The sequence below is a fragment of the Daejeonella sp. genome (assembly GCF_030684675.1).
In the GTDB taxonomy this organism is placed as follows: Bacteria; Bacteroidota; Bacteroidia; order Sphingobacteriales; family Sphingobacteriaceae; genus Daejeonella.
Genome location: NZ_JAUXXZ010000036.1, coordinates 38,987 through 60,367 on the forward strand (window position 1 = coordinate 38,987; position 21,381 = coordinate 60,367).

The 21,381-nt window shown below is 41.1% G+C and carries 17 protein-coding genes; 12 read left to right on the plus strand and 5 right to left on the minus strand.

The genetic code is table 11. From position 1 onward, the window contains the following. Positions 1-2: 2 nt before the first annotated feature. Positions 3-1,778 carry a serine hydrolase gene (locus Q8M41_RS07760; RefSeq protein ID WP_305364683.1) on the minus strand — a complete coding sequence of 592 codons (1,776 nt, stop codon included), beginning with the start codon at positions 1,776-1,778 and terminating at the stop codon, positions 3-5. Between the two features lie 40 nt (positions 1,779-1,818). Then, complete coding sequence (locus Q8M41_RS07765) at positions 1,819-3,447, minus strand: amidohydrolase (RefSeq protein ID WP_305364684.1); 1,629 nt, start codon at positions 3,445-3,447, stop codon at positions 1,819-1,821. Positions 3,448-3,706: 259 nt separating this feature from the next. Here Q8M41_RS07765 and Q8M41_RS07770 point away from each other — a divergent pair, with 259 nt between their 5' ends. The 8 genes from Q8M41_RS07770 (at position 3,707) to Q8M41_RS07805 (ending at position 12,709) form a co-directional block, all read left to right on the plus strand. After that, entirely contained in the window at positions 3,707-4,696 is a 990-nt protein-coding gene (locus Q8M41_RS07770; protein WP_305364685.1) for a c-type cytochrome, read from the plus strand. A gap of 257 nt (positions 4,697-4,953) precedes the next feature. Further along, on the plus strand, positions 4,954-6,810 hold the full coding sequence (gene mutL / locus Q8M41_RS07775; RefSeq protein WP_305364686.1) for a DNA mismatch repair endonuclease MutL: 1,857 nt from the start codon (positions 4,954-4,956) through the stop codon (positions 6,808-6,810). A 17-nt stretch (positions 6,811-6,827) separates the two neighbouring features. Then, complete coding sequence (locus Q8M41_RS07780) at positions 6,828-7,577, plus strand: rhomboid family intramembrane serine protease (RefSeq protein WP_305364687.1); 750 nt, start codon at positions 6,828-6,830, stop codon at positions 7,575-7,577. Continuing rightward, positions 7,570-8,421, plus strand: coding sequence for a rhomboid family intramembrane serine protease (locus tag Q8M41_RS07785; protein WP_305364688.1), 852 nt, complete (start codon positions 7,570-7,572; stop codon positions 8,419-8,421). The genes Q8M41_RS07780 and Q8M41_RS07785 overlap by 8 nt, the downstream gene beginning before the upstream one ends. Further along, positions 8,421-9,545: an endonuclease/exonuclease/phosphatase family protein gene (locus Q8M41_RS07790; RefSeq protein ID WP_305364689.1), complete on the plus strand. Its 1,125-nt coding sequence runs from the start codon at positions 8,421-8,423 to the stop codon at positions 9,543-9,545. Before Q8M41_RS07785 ends, Q8M41_RS07790 begins: the two co-directional genes overlap by 1 nt. Before the next feature lie 50 nt (positions 9,546-9,595). Further along, on the plus strand, positions 9,596-11,056 hold the full coding sequence (cysS, locus tag Q8M41_RS07795) for a cysteine--tRNA ligase (RefSeq protein WP_305364690.1): 1,461 nt from the start codon (positions 9,596-9,598) through the stop codon (positions 11,054-11,056). Positions 11,057-11,192: 136 nt separating this feature from the next. Beyond that, entirely contained in the window at positions 11,193-12,065 is an 873-nt protein-coding gene (locus Q8M41_RS07800; RefSeq protein ID WP_305364691.1) for a nuclear transport factor 2 family protein, read from the plus strand. A gap of 329 nt (positions 12,066-12,394) precedes the next feature. After that, on the plus strand, positions 12,395-12,709 hold the full coding sequence (locus Q8M41_RS07805; RefSeq protein ID WP_305364692.1) for a phosphoribosylpyrophosphate synthetase: 315 nt from the start codon (positions 12,395-12,397) through the stop codon (positions 12,707-12,709). Here the strand turns inward: Q8M41_RS07805 and Q8M41_RS07810 are convergent. Further along, positions 12,706-13,671 (minus strand): MoxR family ATPase, encoded by a 966-nt coding sequence (locus Q8M41_RS07810; protein ID WP_305364693.1) that lies wholly within the window; start codon positions 13,669-13,671, stop codon positions 12,706-12,708. The genes Q8M41_RS07805 and Q8M41_RS07810 overlap by 4 nt on opposite strands. 3 nt (positions 13,672-13,674) lie before the next feature. Then, positions 13,675-15,039 (minus strand): peptidylprolyl isomerase, encoded by a 1,365-nt coding sequence (locus tag Q8M41_RS07815; RefSeq protein WP_305364694.1) that lies wholly within the window; start codon positions 15,037-15,039, stop codon positions 13,675-13,677. Positions 15,040-15,348: 309 nt separating this feature from the next. Between Q8M41_RS07815 and Q8M41_RS07820 the strand changes: the two genes are divergently transcribed. After that, positions 15,349-15,957, plus strand: a complete 609-nt coding sequence (locus Q8M41_RS07820) for a hypothetical protein (protein ID WP_305364695.1) — start codon at positions 15,349-15,351, stop codon at positions 15,955-15,957. 1 nt (position 15,958) lies between these two features. Beyond that, the gene (locus tag Q8M41_RS07825) at positions 15,959-16,528 is read left to right on the plus strand and encodes a non-canonical purine NTP diphosphatase (protein ID WP_305364696.1); all 570 of its coding nucleotides are present in this window, start codon (positions 15,959-15,961) and stop codon (positions 16,526-16,528) included. Between the two features lie 367 nt (positions 16,529-16,895). Here Q8M41_RS07825 and Q8M41_RS07830 read toward each other — a convergent pair whose 3' ends face one another. Beyond that, positions 16,896-18,923: an OstA-like protein gene (locus Q8M41_RS07830; protein WP_305364697.1), complete on the minus strand. Its 2,028-nt coding sequence runs from the start codon at positions 18,921-18,923 to the stop codon at positions 16,896-16,898. A gap of 53 nt (positions 18,924-18,976) precedes the next feature. On the opposite strand from Q8M41_RS07830, the gene tilS reads away from it, so the two are divergent. Together tilS and Q8M41_RS07840 are read left to right on the plus strand one after the other, a co-directional pair. Then, complete coding sequence (gene tilS / locus Q8M41_RS07835; protein ID WP_305364698.1) at positions 18,977-20,314, plus strand: tRNA lysidine(34) synthetase TilS; 1,338 nt, start codon at positions 18,977-18,979, stop codon at positions 20,312-20,314. 1 nt (position 20,315) lies between these two features. Then, a complete protein-coding gene (locus Q8M41_RS07840; protein ID WP_305364699.1) occupies positions 20,316-20,801 on the plus strand; it encodes a hypothetical protein in 486 nt (161 codons plus the stop codon). Positions 20,802-21,381: the final 580 nt, after the last annotated feature.

A 21,381-nucleotide genomic window follows, 5' to 3' on the forward strand; every position in this document is an offset into this window, starting at 1 on the left:
TCTTACCTGCCAATCGCTTCATAAATTACATCCTGAATACGACCCCTGATATTCAGGTCAATGAGTTTCGACGTAACTCCTGGATTTACCCTGTTCGATAAGAACACATAAACCAGATTGTATTTGGGATCCACCCAAACGCAGGTTCCTGTATAACCGGTATGTCCGAATGTAAGCGGAGATGCCAGCCTGGAAGGATAGCCTTTGGTACTCTCCTCATCCCAGCGATCGAAACCGAGTCCGCGGCGGCTAACGGCCGATTGTTTTGCAGTGAACATATTTACCGTTTCGGACTTGAAATATCGGGTTCCACCATATATCCCTCCGTTCAAAATCATCTGGTACAGTATCGCCAGATCATTTGCATTGGAAAAGAGTCCGGCATGACCCGATACTCCCCCAACCATTGCGGCACCCTGATCATGAACATAGCCTTCAAGTAGCGTCTTTCTGAATTCCTTATCATCCTCCGTTGGAATGATCTCCTCCTTTGGAAAGCGGAGACGCGGATTAAATCCCGCCCTGGTCATACCCAGTGGCTTATAAAACTGATCCATCACATAGCTTTCCATTGCCTTCCCGGATTGGCGTTCGACCATATCTTTCATAAAATACATGCTCAAATCACTGTAAACATACTTTCCCTGATTCGACAAAGCGGAGTTCAGCATAATTGGCCACATGACCTGTTTGAAATAATCTTTCCGTAAGTAATAGTTATCAGCAACCTTTACCGGATGTGTTTCTGATGAATCACGGCTATAATCAGTCTCCAGTAAATTTCTGTAAAATGGAATAAAAGGAATGAATCCGGCCTGATGAAGCATCACCTCACGTACAGGAATATCTTTTTTATTGGTGTTTCTCGATCTCGGAATATAGGCTCCGACATTCGTATCAAGTTTAAGTTTACCCTGTTCGTACAAACGCATCACCGCCATGGTTGTCGCCGAGATCTTTGTAACCGAAGCCAGATCATAGATGTCGGTAATCCGGGTTGGGGTCCGGTCGATATAAGTCCGGGTACCATAAGCTTTATTAAAAATTATTTTCCCATCCTTTACCACCAGAACAACTGCACTGGGAGTAGCTCTCTGGCGAATTGCTTCTTCAGCGATATCATCAATTCTACTCAGATCTGCGCTATTGATTCCAATTTCCTCAGGCACTGTATATTTTAAACGGATAGGAATAGTTGATGAGCCTGAGCCCGATGTATATCTGGCTGAAATTGCCTGATTCAACCGCGCATTGGCAGAAGCTCCACCGAATATCAATTGGGCTGCAAAATTCGCTGATACTGCTGATTTCTTTTCAGACCAGATAATTGCAGAATTCAAAGCCTCGAGAAGTTTCAGGCTTCCTGCATCACCCGATAAACTAATAATCAACCTCTTATTTAACTGAAGATCCAACAATAGTGGGATAGTCCTCAGATCATTTAATGACTGATCTGTAACCTGAACAATTATTGTATTAAAAAACTTCAGATCATCATTCAGATCATTGAAGCTTAGCATATCATGATTGTATAATGCAGACGCAAAGGATTGGACTTTGGTATACTTGTTTAGGATGCTGTCGAATTCTGAGGAATAGGCCGAGCCAATATTTACACTAGCTATGGTTAAGGGCATCAGATCTTTTAATGGAACCAGCCCATCTTCATTATTTAGTAATACCGTAGAACTTTCAACGCTTTTCCACTCAGTTAAAAAGGATTCATTTCTGAGGTGTTCTGCCATTTGTGCACAGGCAGACAGGGTAAAAAAGCTCATCAAACAGATTATAATTGGTAAGCTGCCGATTCTCAAAAATCTATTTACTATAAACATTCTCTCCATTAATGTAGGTTTTTAACACTTGAGCCTTAAACAACTGCTCAGCGTCAGCTTTCATAATATCCTGATCAAGGATCACGAAATCGGCGAACTTACCTGCTTCAATGCTGCCCTTTTCCTTCTCTTCAAATTGGCCCTTTGCTGCCCAGATCGTCATCCCGCGTAAAGCTTCTTCACGGCTCATTGCATTTTCCATCTGATAGCCGTCAGCCGGATATCCTTTCATATCTTTCCTCACTACTGCCGCATAAAACGTGTACATTGGGTTTATATTTTCGACAGGAAAATCAGTCCCCAAAACCAGCCAGCCATTCTGATCTAATAATTGTTTAAAAGCATAGGCGCCTTTAACCCGTTCAGTGCCTAAACGGTCGGTGGCCCAATACATATCAGATGTGGCATGAGTACTTTGTACCGAAGGGATAATATTATTTTCAGCAAATAATTTAAAATCTGTCTGATTCACCACCTGAGCGTGTTCAACCCGCCAGCGGAAATCATTTTTACCTTTTAAAACTTTAGCATAAACATTTAGAATCTCGCGGTTTGCCGAATCACCGATGGCATGGGTATTCATCTGGAAACCTGCATCGGCAATTTTCTGAGCTACTTCTGCAAAATGCTTTTTATCACTTAATAAGAAACCTGAATAGCCTGATTTATCAGAATAAGGTTCAAGAAGGCAAGCCCCTCTTGATCCAAGAGCCCCATCCATATAAACTTTAAAGGAACGAACATTTAAGCGACCCGTCTTTAGGGCACCATTTTTAAACAGGAAATCGTAATTCTCTTTATCATCACTAAGCATCGCATAGATACGCATCTTTAGCTGATTACTTTGATGAAGTTCAGTAATTACGGGCAGGAGATTATGATTGATTCCGCAATCAGTGACCGAGGTTAATCCCGCAGCAAAGCAATTCTTTTGAGCATCCAAAAGTGATTCTTTGATCTGTGCTAACGTTTGATCCGGAATTTTGGCGTAAACAGCCCCCTGGGCATTGTCAACCAGAATACCCGAAAGTTTTCCATTTATGGTTTCTACCTCCCCGCCGGTGATCTTCTGTCCGGGTTTCAGTCCTGCGAGGTCAAGCGCAGTTTTATTTGCAATTGCCGCATGACCGTCAATCCGAGTAAGTATAACTGGTCGGTTTGGAAAAAGCTCATTCAACTTAACATTATCCGGAAATTCTTTGTTAGCCCAGTCGTTCTGGTCCCATCCCCTGCCAATTATCCAGCCTTCAGAATTTTCCTTGCCAAACTGCTGCAGCTTCTCAAGGATTTCCTCCCAGCTTTTGGTTCCGACAAGATCAGCCTGCTGCAGCCCTTCTCCATATCCATAGAAATGCGAATGTCCATCAATGAAGCCCGGATAAACAGCCTTCCCCCCTGCATCAAGGATCTCGCCTTTATACTTCTTCAGAATATCTTCAGAACTTCCAGTCTCTAATATCTTCCCATCCTTTACAGCAAATGCCCCTGCGACTGAAAATTTATCATCCACTGTGTAAACCACTGCATTGTGAACAATCAGATCAGCCTGTTTTTGAGAATTACAGGAAAAAAACAGAACTGAGATGGCCAATAAAAAGAAGTATCTGATCATATATGATTTATTTGAGAAATGCTTTCAATCGGTAAATATAAATTATGATTAAGCAATTACCCTGCAAAAACTCAATTAAAAAGCTTGTCCGGGAGTTTAAAATGCAAAAATTGTAGAGCCACATAAATAATTGATATTCGGGCTATTGTTTTTTAATAAAAATAATTATTTTTATTAAAAGTTCTGAATTTGAAGCACTTAACTGTAACAATTTGAAATTTCAATTATGGAATATTCTAAAAAACAAAAATGAATAAAGATGAAACAGAACTTAAAAAAAGGTATTAAATACTTTGTTCTAATAGCCATTGTGGCTATTGTTGGATTGCTTAGCTATGTAAGTTTTGCACTTCCGGATGTCGGGGATCCCGAAAATATTACTGTTGAAATTACCACGGAGAGAATAGAAAGGGGCAAATACCTGGCTAATAGTGTGAATGCCTGTTTGGATTGTCATTCTAAAAGAGACTGGACAAAAACAGCGGGGCCGGTGATTGAAGGTACATTAGGGCAGGGAGGCGAAGAGTTTAACCAGGAATTTGGGCTTCCTGGTAAGTTTTTTGCCAAAAATATCACACCATATGCTCTGAAAGACTGGACTGACGGCGAAATATTCAGGGCTATAACCTCGGGAGTAAATAAAGATGGTAAAGCCTTATTTCCACTGATGCCGCATCCAAATTATGGCAAATCAGATCGTGAGGATATCTATTCAATTATAGCCTATATCCGTACGCTGAAACCAATTGAAAATGTCATTCCTGAATCAGAGCCAGAATTTCCAATGAACTTTATCATCAATACGATCCCGCAAAAAGCCCGGTTTACAAAAATACCTGACCAGAGTAATCCTGTCGCTTATGGTGCCTATATATTTAATTCGGCTGATTGTAGCGGATGCCACACACAAAAAGAGAAAGGAAATCCGATTCCGGGCCTCGAACTGGCAGGAGGATATGAATTTAACATGCCTACCGGCGGAGTAGTTCGTTCTGCAAATATTACCCCGGATATGGAAACCGGTATTGCCGGATGGACTGAAGAATTCTTTGTCAATCGCTTTAAATCCTATGCTGACAGCACTTTCAAACCGGCAGATATTAAGCCCGGAGAGTTTAATACTGTGATGCCATGGGCAATGTTCGGAACAATGAAGACTGAAGATCTTAAGGCTCTCTATGCCTATCTGCGTACTGTAAAGCCCGTTAAAAATAAAGTTGTAAAATTCAGTACGGTTCAGGCAGAGTAATTCCAAAGCCATTAGCCCCTGATAATTTCCCCCTGAGTATGCAGTGTTTAAATTGAATAATGCATACTTTAGCATTCCTCTCCCCCTTTATTCTAATTATACCTCCCTTAAGATTAAAACACCTTATCTTTGACTAAGGAAAACACAAAATATTCAGAACCCTGAAAGATTTCTGTTATATTACCAATTCGATTTTTAATTAAAGTACTTTGAGAATCCGGTGAGGAGTTCTCCTGAATACAATAAACTAAATTAATTTGTCTGATATAATACAGCTTTTACCTGATTCTGTTGCCAACCAGATCGCAGCGGGAGAAGTGGTGCAAAGACCAGCCTCCGCATTGAAGGAACTGATTGAAAACGCTATTGATTCGGGAGCGGATAAGATACAGGTTCTGATCAGGGATGCCGGAAAATCACTTATTCAGGTTATTGATAATGGATGTGGGATGAGCATGACCGATGCACGAATGTGTTTTGAGCGCCATGCAACTTCCAAGATCAGGAAAGCTGAAGATCTTTTTGCGATCCGAACCATGGGTTTCAGAGGTGAGGCCATGGCTTCAATTGCAGCTATTGCTCAGGTAGAATTAAAAACCCAAAGGCATGAAGATGAGCTCGGGACCTGCCTTCGCATTGAAGGATCAGAAATCATCAGTCAGGAACCCATTTCTTGTCCCCCGGGAACCAGCATCAGCGTAAAAAACTTATTTTACAATACTCCCGCCAGACGTAATTTTCTGAAAGGCAATTCGGTAGAAATGCGTCATATAAATGATGAATTTCAACGTGTTGCACTGGCAAATCCCGAAGTATTCTTTACCCTTCATCATGATGGGAATGAAGTTTTCCATTTGCCAAAAGGAAGCCTGAAACAACGAATCATCCACCTTTTTGGGAATGCTTATAATCAAAAGCTGGTTCCTGTTGAAGAAAACACTTCGATTATTGAGCTAAAAGGTTATATCGGTAAACCGGAATTCGCAAAAAAAACCCGGGGAGAGCAATTCTTTTTTGTGAATAATCGTTTCATCAAAGATCCTTACCTGAATCATGCGGTGATGAATGCCTTTGAAGAGGTTTTAAGTTCAGATAGTTTTCCGTTGTATGTTTTGTTCATCGACATCGACCCTTCAAAAATCGATATCAATGTACATCCTACAAAAACAGAGATCAAATACCAGGATGAAAAAGCAATTTATGCAATCATCCGTTCTGCAGTAAAGAGGTCATTGGGTAAGTACAATATCAGTCCGACACTCGATTTCAACCAGGAAACCGGTTTCAGCCAAATGATCACTCAGAAAGCACATGAAGATATCGTTCCTCCGGCAATTGCATTCAATCCTGATTTCAATCCTTTTAGTCCGGGAAGAACAGAACGGGAAATTCCCTTTCTTCGAAATACAGGTGAAGAAAGGACTAGTGTAAGCAAGAATTGGGGCTCCCTGTATGAAATAGTACAACCCGAGCAGTCCGGGCAAAGCGGAATGGAGCTGGAAGGCAATCGCCAAGTTGAAATTGATAACCAGGTCCTGAAGGTACTCGGGAAACAGATCTTTCAGTTGCATAACCGTTTCATTATTTCACAAATCAAGTCAGGATTTATGCTGATTGATCAGCAGGCCGCTCATGAGCGGATATTGTATGAACGATTTCTCCAGCATCTTGAGAGCCGTCAGGGTGCCTGCCAGCAAAGTCTGTTCCCGCAAACTGTTACGTTGAATACCAGTGATTTTGAGCTTGTTAAAGAACTTTTACCGGATATCCATGCACTGGGCTTCCAGATTCGTACATTCGGGAAAAACACCTTTATTATTGATGGTATCCCCGCAGATATCGGAACAAATATTAGTGAAGTTGAAATGCTGGAACACCTGATTGAAGGTTTTAAGAATAACCAAAGTTCCTTAAAATTAAACAAACGCGACAGTCTGGCCCGTGCCCTGGCACGCAATACCTCCATAAAATCAGGATTGGCTTTATCAGTTGATGAAATGAACCTGTTGATCGATGAATTATTTGCCTGCGAAATGCCGAATACCTCGCTGAGCGGGAAACCGGTAATCAGCACGTTTACCCTTGAAGAACTATTACTAAGATTTGAAAAATAATACCAGCATATTAGGCTATGAATGAAAGACTTTCCCCATTTGCGCATATTCCACCAGTAGTAAAGAACCTGCTGATCATCAATATCATTTTTTATGTCGCTACCCTGATGTTTGGTGGCCCGATGATGACCCAGGTTTTGGGAGTCCATTACTTTGATAGTCCTGATTTCAGGATCTGGCAAGTGATCACTTACATGTTCATGCATGATTATTCCTCCTTATTCCATATCCTGTTCAACATGTTCGCCCTCTATACCTTTGGATCTTCCATCGAATATATAATGGGTTCCAAAAGATTCCTGAATTTTTACCTGATCACAGGTTTGGGCGCACTGGCTCTGCAATTGCTGGTTCAAAGTTTTGAGGTTTACAGTATTACGGGCAGCGCCGTGAACAATGGCTCTTTTCTCGTAGATTCATTGAAAAGAACCATATCCTTCAATCCCGACCTGATTTCTAAAGATCAGGCTTCTACACTTTTGGGCATTTATCTCACTCCAATGGTTGGAGCTTCGGGTGCAATTTTTGGCCTTTTGATTGCCTTCGGCATGCTTTTTCCAAATGCTGAACTGTTCATTATGTTCATTCCAGTTCCTGTTAAAGCGAAGTATATCATCCCGGTTTATGTATTACTGGAGTTATTTCTGGGGGTTAAACAATTCTCGGGCGATTCGGTGGCACACTTTGCACATTTGGGAGGAGCCCTATTTGGTTTTATCTTAGTAAAAATGTGGCATCTAAAACGCCATGATAATTTTTATGAATAAGAATTTATTGAACGAATTATATTTTAAGGCATTCCGATCCGGGAATCCGCTTTATCTATTCGTCGGGATAAATATTCTTGTTTTTCTGGCAATCGGACTAATCACGGTGGCTGAATTTTTATTTGGGACGGGGACTTCCATTGCCGACTGGATCAGCCGGCAATTATCCATGCCGGCAAACCTGGAAACCCTTGCCTATAAACCATGGACCATCATCACTTATATGTTCCTGCAGCGAGAAATTTTCCATATTCTGTTCAATCTGCTCTGGTTGTATTGGATGGGAATGATCTTTCTTGATTTTCTGAACAAGCGACAGTTTATCTTCACCTATCTGGCAGGTGGAATTACAGGCGCCTTATTATACCTTCTGGCCTATAATACCCTACCTGCTTTTAACGGAATGGCACAAAATTCTATCCTTTTAGGATCATCCGCCAGTGTTATGGCAGTTGTTATTGCCACTGCAACTTTGGTTCCGGATTTTACCATTCGTCTTTTACTTTTTGGAACAGTTCGCTTAAAGTATCTGGCAGTTGCCTACTTCGTTCTTGATATAATTGGAATGGGTGGAGGAAATCCGGGTGGCAGTATCGCACATATCGGAGGTGCCATTTTAGGCTATGTATTTATAAAACAGCTAAATAGTGGAAGGGATTTGAGTAAGATCCTGAAGAAGAGATCCAGGCTTAAAGTTGTACAGAATAAGAGTAATACAAGATCAGAGACTATTCACAGCGATCAGGAAACTATTGACACGATTCTGGATAAGATCTCTAAATCAGGATATGATAGTCTGAATAAAACAGAAAAAGAAGCATTATTTAAAGCGAGTAAAAAATAATGGCAAAATTCAACAGAAAAAGGCCTCGTATACACTTGTTCAGTAAGTTTGTGCTTATTGCCAATATTTTTGCGGTAATATCATTGCTGATAAGCTATCTGGCATCTTACTCAGATCCCTCCTCTTTCTGGATAACTCCATTCTTCGGACTGGCATACCCTGCCATATTAATTATCAATGTCCTATTCGTTTTTTACTGGCTGATCCGCTGGCCAAGATTTGCACTGATTTCAGGCATAGCCATTCTTGCCGGATGGAGTGTGATTCTGAATTACATTGGATTCAGAGAAAACACGGCGATAATGGTTCCAAAATCTTCGGAGAGCTTCATAAGAATTATGACCTATAATGTTCATAATTTCAAACAATTCGGAGATAAGAACGATCAGTTCACCAAAGATCAGATACTGAATGTGATCCGGAACGAGCAGCCTGATGTGATCTGCTTCCAGGAATTCTTTAGCAGAAGGAAAGGAGAGTATAATTTCAGGAAATATATTCAGGAAATCCTTAATACCGAACATTATTATTTCAAGCCATCAACAGATAATGGCTATGAGGCTATTGGCATGGCAATCTTCTCAAAATTTCCGATAGTGAATCAGGGAAGCATCCAGTTTGCGAAAAAAATGAACTGGAATGAGGCAATCTGGGTAGATCTGAAAAAAGGAGATAAGACCTTCAGGGTTTATAATGTGCATTTCCAGTCGATCAGTTTTCAACCGGAGGATTACCAATACCTTCAAAAGGTAAGAAAGGAGATTGACACCGATGTGGAATCGTCCAAAAAGATTGGCAGCCGGTTAAAAAGAGCCTTTATTAAGCGCGGAAATCAGGTAAAAATGGTAAAAAGCCATACCGACTCCTGCAAGATACCTTATGTTGTTGCCGGGGATTTTAATGATACACCAATCTCATACACCGTAAAAACCATCTCTGCGGGGATGAATAACAGCTTTCGAGAGAAGGGAAGTGGTTTCGGAGTAACCTATAATGGTGACTTTCCAAATTTTCAGATTGACTATATTTTCACATCTCCTGAGTTCAGTGTTAAGAATTATCTGATCATTGACAAGAAACTATCAGATCATTTCCCTGTCAGAACTGATCTGGAATTAAAATAAAAGCGTTCAATATCCCCGAAAAATCGATTTTCAATTTTTAAGTTTGCAGCATGGATAGTAACCTGTACATATACAATACCCTTTCGAGAACTAAAGAAAAGTTTGAGCCGCTTCATCCGCCACTTGTGGGCCTTTATGTTTGTGGTCCGACAGTTTACAGTGATGTTCATTTGGGTAATTGCCGAACTTTCGTCATGTTCGACCTGATCTACCGCTACCTTCTGCATCTTGGATATAAAGTAAGGTATGTACGCAATATCACCGACGCAGGGCATCTGGAAGGAGACATGGATGAAGGTGATGATAAATTTGCAAAGAAAGCCCGACTTGAACAGCTCGAACCAATGGAGATCGTTCAGAAATACACCCTTGGTTTTCATGATGTAATGAGACTTTTTAATGCATTGCCTCCGGGAATTGAACCAACCGCTACCGGACACATCATTGAACAAATTGAAATGGTTAAGCAAATTCTGAATAATGGCTATGCTTATGAGGTAAATGGTACAGTTTATTTCGATGTAGAAAAATATTGCAAGGAATTCAATTATACTATTCTGACAAACAGGCAATTAGATGACCTTCTGGAAAATACAAGAGAACTTGGCGGACAGAATGAAAAACGCGGGCGACTTGATTTTGCCTTATGGATCAAGGCAAAGCCTGAGCACATTATGCAATGGCCTTCTCCATGGGGTACCGGTTTCCCGGGATGGCATATCGAATGTTCAGCAATGAGCAGTAAATATCTGGGAAATAGTTTTGACATACATGGTGGGGGTATGGATCTTGCCGCGACACACCATACCAATGAAATTGCACAATCACAGGCATGCAATCATGTTCAGCCTGCCAAATACTGGATGCATACGAATATGCTGACAGTAAACGGGACAAGAATGTCGAAGACCAAGGGGAATGGCTTTTTGCCTCATGAACTTTTTACCGGAAGCCATGAACTGCTGTCGAGGGGTTATTCACCAATGTCAGTTCGGTTTTTCATGCTTCAGGCACATTACCGGAGTACACTTGATTTCTCAAATGAAGCATTGGAAGCTTCAGATAAAGGATTTAAGCGTCTGATCAATGCCTACGGCTTGCTTGAGAAATTAAACCCTTCCCAGAAGTCTGATATTGATCTGAAAAGCCTCACAGAACGATGCTATGCTGCCATGAATGATGATTTCAATAGTCCGGTATTGATTGCTGAACTATTCGAAGCCGTTCACATCATCAATAGTGTTTATGATCGCAAAACTGCAGCAACTGCCGCCGACATTGAAGCTCTGAAAAAGTTGATGGACGATTTTGTTATCGGCGTTTTAGGTTTGAAAGAAGAAAGTAATCAATCGGATGATATGGGCAAACTGCTCGATTTCATTATCAATCTGCGTTCTGAAGCGAAAGTAAATAAAGATTATGCAACTTCGGATAAGATCCGCATTGGATTAAACTCAATCGGAATACAGCTGAAGGATAATAAGGAAGGTACTACCTGGAATAAGATCTGAGCAATTTCTCAACACCTTGCATTTTGAGCTTAGTTTAAATTTCTTTTAAAAAACTAAAAAAAATCAGGTTAAATCTGCCCTGTCGAATTTTATGGCATATTTTATGTTGAAGATCCTGGTCAAACATTAGAAACAAATGAAGCAATTTTCCATATTTCTCAGCCTGCTGATATTAAATTCATTAAATAGTTTCTGCCAGGAAAGTAATGGAAGCGTAAATTCTCTAGTGGCCGCAGAAAACTATTTTTCGGCATTAGCGAAAAAAAATGGCTCAAAAGAGGCTTTTTTGAAAGTTTCAGACGATGAATCGATAATCTTCCGACCAGATCCTGTAAAAGTTAAAGATTTTTATGAAAGGGGCACAGTGGATGGACCCGGTCAGCTTAGCTGGGTACCAGTTTATGCTAAAATATCCCAAAGTGGTGATTGGGGTTTCACTACAGGGCCCTATACATTCCTGAGCAGTCCGGATGCTGAACCTTCTTACGGTCAATATCTTTCAGTATGGAAAGCTGATTTTAAAGGTGTTTGGAAATTAGCCCTGGATCTGGGCATTTCGCATCAGAAACCTCTCAGAGAACCTGAGTTAAATTTTACAGAGCCAAAAAATATTAAATTCTACAAGCAAATTTCTCCGGCCAGGTTAAAGCAGCGGCAAGAGATCATCACAACAACCGACAGACTATTTTCAAATACCCTGATGAAAGATCAGAGTCTTGCCCATGATGTGTTCCTAGCAGAGAATGCCCGTTTATTATTCCCGGGAGAGGAACCAATTATCGGGAAAGCCAGAATCAATAATTTTGTAGGTAAGAATCAGATCAGTATTGAATCTGAACCCCTTCGTGCCGATCGTGCATTGGGCAGTGACCTTGCTTACTCTTATGGCATTGCCTATGTCACAAAGAATAAAGTAATAACCAAATACCATTATGTCAGGATCTGGGAATCACAGGAAGAACATAAGTGGAATGTGATACTGGAAATATATACACCGGCAGGGAATTGAGAGTGGAGAGTGGAGAGTGGAGAATGTACAATAATTCTGCGTTGTACTTCGTTGAGTTAGGAAATGGGGAATGGGGAATGGGGAATAGAATAAACCTTAAATTCATTGATTAATTCATTTTATATGAAGCAGGATTTTTGTCCCCCTTTAGAGGGGGGTGCGTAGGCCTTGAGCGATTGGCAGGGGGAGGTTTTGTAATCCTCCCCCTGCCCCCTCCAGAGGGGGACAAGCATGGTGCTTAGGATTGTGTCTAACATATTAAAATGAAGCAAGATATTTCTGACAACAGACAATCAGACAACTAACAACCAACAACTAGCAACTAACCCATGAGTGCAAGTCCATACAACTACCGAAATCTGCTTGAAGCAGTAAACGGCCTTCGTGAAAGAGGTTTTAACTATGATTTCAAGTACGAAGACTCCTGTCTTTTCTGTGAGAAAATCAGTGAGAAATTCCAGGCCAGTGATTTGAAGATTACCGAGTACTACCGCTTTGAGGGAATGAGTGATCCCGAAGACAGTTCTGTGATTTATGCGATAGAAAGCAATCAGGGCCATAAAGGCATCATCATTGATGCTTACGGTGCTTATTCAGACGAGCATATAGCAGCCTTTATTTCAAATATTGAGGTGATTGATTAGAGGAGCTTGCTAATAATCATTTCGGTGCTGATCCCTTCTGCTTCAGCCTTGTAATTCTTTACGATCCGGTGCCGAAGAATTGACTCGGCAACAGCCATGACATCCTCTTTATCAGGGGAGTATTTGCCGGTAATCGCCGCATGGCATTTAGCCCCAAGAACCAGGAATTGAGATGCTCTTGGACCTGCACCCCAGCTTAAGAACTTATTAACATCATCTGTAGCTGCAGCTGTTCCCGGACGGGTTCTGGCAGCAAGAGACACCGCATATTCAAGTACATTATCTGTTATCGGGATATTTCTGACAAGCTGCTGGAAATAGCTGATCTCCTGCGCATTCAATATCTTTTTCAATTCCACATTCCGGTTAGCCGTTGTATTTCTTACCACCTGAAGCTCTTCCTCAAATGAAGGATAAGTTAAAAACACATTGAACATAAAACGGTCCAGTTGTGCCTCTGGTAAAGGATAAGTTCCTTCCTGTTCAATCGGATTTTGAGTCGCCAGAACAAAGAATGGCTGCGGTAAGCGATGAGTTTGTCCGCCGACGGTTACGACCTTTTCCTGCATAGCCTCCAGCAAAGCGGCCTGAGTCTTTGGCGGGGTTCTGTTGATCTCATCAGCCAGAATGATATTGGAAAAAATAGGTCCGCGAATGAATTTAAATGTACGGTCCTCTCCCAGAATTTCTGATCCGATAATATCAGATGGCATCAGATCGGGGGTAAACTGAATCCGGTTATAGCTAAGATCCAGAACCTGAGCAACAGTTTGTACCAGGAGCGTTTTGGCAAGCCCGGGAACACCAACCAGCAAACAATGTCCGTTACTAAAAATAGAGATGAGTACTGATTTTACCACATCATCCTGACCAATAATAACCTGTGAAATTTCTTCCCTGATCCTCTTGTAAGAGAGGTGCAGGGCATCCACAGCTTCTACATCAGTCTGGTATGTTTTCATTTTCTAGTTTTTTGCGGTTGTCCAGCCAGAAAGTTCAGGGCAGGTCTGAAACTCAGCGTCAATCTTAATGAAAGTTATTTTACGACGTTTTTCAAACCATTCACTGATTGTCCTGTTATTTTTATCTTCGAAAGCAACATCCTTGATTTTTGGAAAATCCTGATTAAGATTTGCCTGATGCGGACCTGTCTTAGATTTAAGGCTTAGAAAACGATAACCGGTCTTTCCGTCGGCCTGTGTAAATATTGCGGGCTTTGAGATACTGCCCACCTTCATTGTATCTACCGTTAAAAATACCTGAGGGTCAAGCTTGTCTGTTGGTATAAAAGTGGTACGGCTCTGAACATTATCTGCGTTTAACATCATCCCACCATTGTATTTAGTTTCATTATTGTCGGAATAGAGAGATGCTGCTGCTCCGAAATCAACCTTCTTAGCCAATACCGATTGGTAGATACTGTCAATATGCGCCTTTGCCCGCTCAAGACTGGCCGGTGTTGGTTCAGTTTTGATCAGTATGTGCCTAACATTCACCTGCTCTCCACGTCTTTCAATGACCTGTAGTACATGGAATCCAAATTCAGTTTCGATAACCTGAGATAATTCACCAGATTTAAGTTTAAAAGCTGTAGCTGCAAATTCTTTCACCAGGCTGGTTCTGTCCATAAATCCAAGGTCACCACCCTCGCGTGCAGAACCAGGATCCTGAGAATACAATCTGGCAAGTGTTGCAAAATCTTCCCCACCCTTAATTCTCAAACGTAAAGCTTCTGCCTTATCATGAAAAGCTTCCTTTTCTGCTTTGTTGAGCTTTGGAAATACTACAATCTCTCCGATTTCCACTTCCGTATTGAAGAAAGGTAAACTGTCTTTCGGAATCGCATCAAAATATCGCTTAACATCCAGCGGAGTAACTGCAACATTCTCTGTGATCTTAGCCTGCATTTTCTGAGCAACCAGCATTTCCTTAATATCCGGTCTGATCTCATCCTTGTACTGGATCAATGAACGACCCAGAAATTCTTCAAGGCGTTCCTGTCCGCCGGCACGGCCTGACATTGCACGTAAACGTCTCTCGATCTCACCATCAATCTGATCTTCTGTTACAGTAACCGAATCGATAATCGCCTGCTGACCAAGAATTTTCTGCGAAAGTAATCCCTGCAAAATACTGCATTTCACATCCAGGTTTGGAGGATTTCCCTGTGCCAGATATTGTGAATATTGTAACTCAATTTCTGATTGTAAAATAATTGAACTTCCAACTACTGCGGCGACTTTATCAAGGGATTTTTTCTTATTCTGTGCATTTAGCTGCACAATGCTCACAAGTAACAGTATAGTTAATATCCCTAAGGTCTTTCTCATTTCTAAATTTCTTCTTTTATTGCGATTCAGGGCCGCAAAATACCCCTTTTAATAATCCAATCCCTATAAAAAACGGAAGCCTCCTACCAGAGACCCTATCCTGCAAAATTATCAGTAATTATTCATAAATCAATGATTTAAATGAACAGGTATTGAATATTCTGCAATTAATAACTTTAAATTCCCGACAGGAATCAATACCCGCAGGATTGCCTCTAAGTTAGGCTTTTGAAAAAGAAGCTGAGTGCTTTTAACTATTTTTAACAGATGCTTTACTAAGTTTGCAAACACAATCAGCAAAAAAAATAAATGATGTCAAACCTGCTTACACAGAATAGCAATGCCCTGCGGCTTTTAATGACAGAGGATCTGTATATTCTTCCTGAAAAGGAGCAGGTAATACCCACAAAAGCTGAGCAAGCTCCGGAAATTAATAGTCGGAAAGAAGCCGATGCGCCTGCAAAGCTTATTTCAGAAACTCCTGTTGAGCAAGCGGAAGAAGTTTTACCACAAAAACCTGCAGAACCTGAAAAAATCAGAGAGTTTAGCTATCTGGGTGAAAACAATAAATATTTTTTGATCCTCTTCAATGAGCCCAATCAAAAGGATATCAGCAGTATTCAGAAAGAAACCCTCCTCAAGATTATGGCTGCAAAAGGCCTGGAACTACGCGATCTGGCAGTTCTCAACCTCAATCGATATCCTGAAGTAAATTATACTGATCTTAAAGAATTCTTTAGTTTCAATAAAATAGTACTGTTCGGAATTGATCCCCATCAGATCTCCTTATCATCTCAAAGCTCAAACCAGATTGTAAAACTGGAAAGTGCAAAGATTCTTTGCACCTATAGCATCGATGAAATGATTAAGGATACGACGAAAAAAAGGGAATTCTGGAATGTTATGAAAGACTTTTAATATGGAACTGGTTTTTGCAAGCAGTAATGAGCATAAAGTAAATGAGATCCGGGCCATAGCCGGTTCAGCTATTAATTTGAAAAGCCTCAATGATATCGCTTGTTTTGATGACATTCCTGAAACAGGCAGCACATTTGAAGAAAATGCAGGTCAGAAAAGCAGGTATATTTTTGAAAGGTATCATTGTGATTGTTTTGCAGATGACTCCGGACTTGAGATCGATGCCCTGAATGGAGAACCGGGGGTCTATTCTGCCCGCTACTCAGGCAGCCGTGATTTTGAGCAGAACATGCAATTGGTTCTTGATCGGCTGGAGGGAAAGAATAACCGAACTGCGAGGTTCAGGACCGTTATTTCCCTGATTTTAAATGGCAAAGAGTATCTCTTTGAAGGAAGTATTGAAGGTAAGATTACATTGCAGCGATCAGGAAGCAAGGGTTTTGGCTATGATCCTATTTTTCAACCGGATGGTTATGAGCTCAGTTTTGCAGAAATGGATCCTGCAGAAAAGAACAGGATCAGCCATAGGGCCATTGCTGTTGCGAAACTGATTAATTTCCTTAATCAATAGTGTCCGGTCAAAATGGAATTTCAGATAAAATAGTCACTTATATGCAATATAGTATGTTTTTAATGTACGATAAAAAGCAAGCCCACATTCAGTATATTGTCAATTTTACCACATTCACTGACTTAAAATCTGCACTATTTTTGCCTATAATGACAGGATTGTTCATATGCTTTGGCCTAAGCACAAAATCTCCGTTAACTTTTTTTGTCTATTGTTTTTAAGGTACTCATGGTCTCGTCGTTCCTCCTCGGCATGTTACTTTTCTACCGCAGGAAAAGTAAAGAGAATAATTATAAGTTAGGAATAAGATCATAATTCCTACAATTTCAATTTTCTCCGGACACTATTGTTTCCTGAAAACCAAAATCTAATTCTGCTGTTTACGTAAAGGCTGCTTGGTAGTCGCTTTAGCCGGTTCTTTTGCTTTCTCAGGACTTTTGGCCTTTGTTTCCACTTTCACCGGAGTTTTTGTTGTAGTTTTTGCCGCTGTTTTACTCTTAGCATCCGGCTTTTTCTCAGCTTTTGCGAGTTGGGGTATGATCTCTTCCTTAGATTTTGGACGATCTCTTGGTTTCCAGATAAAGCCTTTCAGAACTCGTTCCTCCTCTTTAAGGTCTGCCATAGGAGTTATTGAGGCGTCAATAGCACGAATTGCGATAATACTCTGGAGTTTACTATCCTTTAACAGAATCTTTAAACGGCCACTCACCAGATGATTCAGTCCGGTGTAGGATGAATCCTCTTTTACATAATAAACACTCTCTGCATTACCATCAACATACATACTGCTCAGCTTATTATCCTTAAAATAACCGGTAATCACTTTGCCTTTTATCTGATTAAAGTTTGTTGAATCGGCATCTTCTGTGTTCACAATGAAGCTATTATGCTGCAGTAGCATATTGTCCATTTTCTTATTCTTCATCTGCAAATAGATCGTATCACCTGAAAGCTGCGAGCCCTGAGCCCAGATCATTGGGTTTACATAACATCTTACAGTCGAATCAGAATAGCTAAAAAACATAGAATCTGCCCGGGCCTGCAAATCCGACTTGAATATTTTTGCCCGATGATAGGCAATCACAATTCTGGTTTTTGCAGTATCAGTTGAAACTGAATCCGAAAGCAGTGCCGCTTTTTTTAAGGTATCTGATTTAGCCTTCTCAGATGAGGAATCAATTGTCTTTACATCCTTAGCATTCTTTGATTTAGGTGGGGGCTTCTGGTCGGGTTTTAACACCGGCTTTTCCTTGTCCGGAGGAGGAATCAGCTTTTCGGGCTCCTTTATTTTACCGGGTGTTTTAAGTGAGTCTGGTGCATCAGCGCTTTTATAGGGGACAATTACCGCCCGCATGTTTGCCGGATCACCCGGGACTTCCTGTGGCAGTGCTGCCGGTTCTTCTTTAGGGGCAAGCTGATCATCCGGGATCATTTCTTCCTTTTTGTATGGGATCAGGTCGCGGGCAAAAATCACCTTACTGAACAGAGTATCCGCAGTCATCCAGATGGAGTCAACCTTTGCAGAATCCGATTCGGAAATGATTACGACATAGGGATTTATCGTTACCAGAATGCTTTCTTCAGCCTTCTGATAAACCCCTATCCCTCCCCTAAGCTGAGCCTTTTCGGCAGTATCGATAAAGATAACATTGCCCAATGCCCTGCCATAACCTGCTTTACGATCGTAAAAAAGGCTGTCGCCGGTTAATGACTTACTGCCCTGAGTATACAGGTTATTCTTGCCGAAACGGGCCTGATCGCTTTGGGTATTATAGGTTCCATTCTCGGTATAAAGTGTATCATCCTTTCCGTAAATATTTGTAGGGCCATAGAAATAAGCAATTTTCGAAGTTGAATTATACCTGAGCGTATCGGTTTTGATCAATGCATCGGGTGTAGTTAGAACCACATCGTACCTGAAATAGGCATCCCTTGATGTTTCAAAATAATATCCGTTTTTGCTGGTCAGCACATTTTTACCATTCACAATCTTACCTCCGCCAACATAAGTACCAATCTTGGTTGTCATGTTATACGTTAAATGATCGGTGGTTAATGTCGCATCCCCATCAATTAATCTTACCTTGTTGGTCAGAACTGCCAGTTTGGTATTACCATCGTAGTTCAGATGGTCTGAATAGATAACGGTTCCGGATGGCTGAGTGATTACCACATGCCCGAATGCCTCAAAGGTATTTGCTGCCTGATTAAAATCAGCACTGTCGGAAGCGAGGGTTGATCCTTCATGCACAAAAACCGGACGGATGATCCGCGCAAAACCGGATGCCTGGAAGCCTTTTACCAATTCGGATGACCTGATCTCAATCTGCCGCCCCTGAGCAAAGGCCGCGACCGATAGTATTGAAAACAGAACTGAAAATATGACTTTCCTCACCTTACAAAAATAGTTTTTTGGCTAAGGATTTTTAATTAAATAATTTTGAGCTTATGGAAGCCCTTAGCCGACTGCAATCATTCATCAAACAGCATGCCCTTTTTCGTGAAGAAGAGTCTGTTTTGCTTGCAGTTAGTGCCGGCCGTGATTCTGTATTGATGGCTCGTCTTTTTAAAGCTGCAGGCTATCGTTTTGGCATTGCACATTGCAATTTCAATCTGCGGGCAGAGGAATCTGAACTGGATGAGCGCTTTACAGAAGAGCTTGCGGATGAACTGAACGTGCCTTTTTATACCCATCGCTTTGATACAATGGAATATGCATCTGCGAATCATATTTCTGTTCAGATGGCGGCAAGAGATCTGCGTTATGAATGGATGGAAAAGATCAGGACTGAATTTGACTATCAGTACATCGCAGTCGCCCACCATCAGAATGATGTGATTGAAACGATGTTGCTCAACTTAACCCGCGGGACAGGTATTTCAGGGTTGCATGGCATTTTATCTAAAAAAGGGAAACTTATCCGTCCGCTTTTATTTTTGAGCCGTGATGAGATCGATGAACTTGTTAAGCATGAAGCTTATACTTATCGTGAAGACAGCTCAAATCTATCCATTAAATATTCCAGAAATAAACTCCGTCTGGAAGTAATTCCTGTTCTGAAAGAGCTCAATCCGGCATTGGAGCAAACATTTGAAGCCAACAGAAAGCGTTTTGCTGAACTGGAGATCTTACTTGAAATGCGTGTACAGGAAATCAGAGAGCGCCTGTTTATTAAGCTGTCTGAGGATGAATTTGAGATCAGTATTGCTGAACTTAAGAAACTAATCCCCTTAAACACTTTGCTTTATGGCCTGTTTCATCCTTACGGATTTACAGAAACAGTGCTCAATGATCTTGCCCATGCCTGGGATGGCAAACCGGGAAAAGTATTTCATTCTGCCGGATATCAACTGCTTGTAGATCGTGGGCATATGATCCTGAGCCGGATAAACGAGGATAAAGCTGAGGATGTTCTGCTTGAATCCACAACTTCGAATTGCATCTGGAACAAGCAGAAATTCGGATGCAAAATTGTACCAATTACTCAGTTTGAATTAAGCAAGGCTGAAAATATCGCCCAGCTTGACTATGATTTGCTCAGCTTTCCATTAACATTAAGGAGCTGGAAGAACGGGGATTATTTCCAACCCCTTGGCTTAAAACAAAAAAAGAAACTGAGTGACTTTTTTGTTGACAGGAAGATTAGTCTGAACCATAAAAAAGACATCGGGGTTTTGGAAAACAGCAATGGTGATATTGTATGGCTGGCCGGTTTGCGCGTGGATGAGCGCTATAAAATTAGCCCCAACACAAAAAAAGTTTTTATCTTAGAACAATTGATCTGACATGGACGAAAACCAAGCAGCTTTCGTAGAAAAACAATACCTGGGGCGCGATTACGGTCGCATCAGCATCCGTATGGTGCTGGCCCTGTTTTGTTTCGGAGCCTATTACCTTTCGGGCAGTCAGGGTCAAAATGCAGAACTTTTCCTTGTAGTTGGCTTCGGGATCCTGATTGGCTCAGTGATCATGATGTTTTTACTGCATTACAAAACCACTGTAAATAATAAAAGCATTGTTCTTGATGGAATCTGGACCACCAAAATGGTTAAGATCGATTTGAATAGTATCGTTAAAGTTGAGGCTGTGCCCTACAGCTCTTATATCATCAATAACCCGGTCTACAACCTCCACCAGAAAGGAACCGTTCATTTCTATGCAGGCGGTAAGGATGCTGTCAGACTCACTGACCGCGACGGACTGAAGTATATCATTGGAACACACCGTCAGGCAGAGCTGGAGCAGAGTATTAAGAGGGAGATGAAGAAGTAGTTCATTTTTCAGTTGTTAGTTGTCAGTTGTCAGGAAATCCTGCTTCTGAGAAAGGAATAAGTCCTGCTGAACGTTCCACCTGTCATCCTAATCGTTCCACCTGTCATCCCTAACTTTGTTTCTCATCTTAAACGTATTGCTTGTCATTGCGAGGAGGCACGACGAAGCAATCTCATCACATTTAGTAGTCTTATTAAGGAGATTGCTTCGCTACACTCGCAATGACAAAACGCTACACTCACATTGACAAAACCATATACGCATTGACACGATTGCTATCATTGCGAGGAGGCACGACGAAGCAATCTTAGCACATTAGTAATTCTTGCTTGTCATTGCGAGGAGGCACGACGAAGCAATCTTAGCACATTAGTAATTCTTGCTTGTCATTGCGAGGAGGCACGACGAAGCAATCTCATCACATTTAGTAGTCTTATTAAGGAGATTGCTTCGCTACACTACCATTGACGTTTTTCATAATCTTCTATCTTTCAACTAATTGAAAATTGAATTCATTAGCCTTTTTTTGAAGAAATATGAGTTGTTGCTCCTTTAGTTTTTCTTCATACCTTTTGACCCC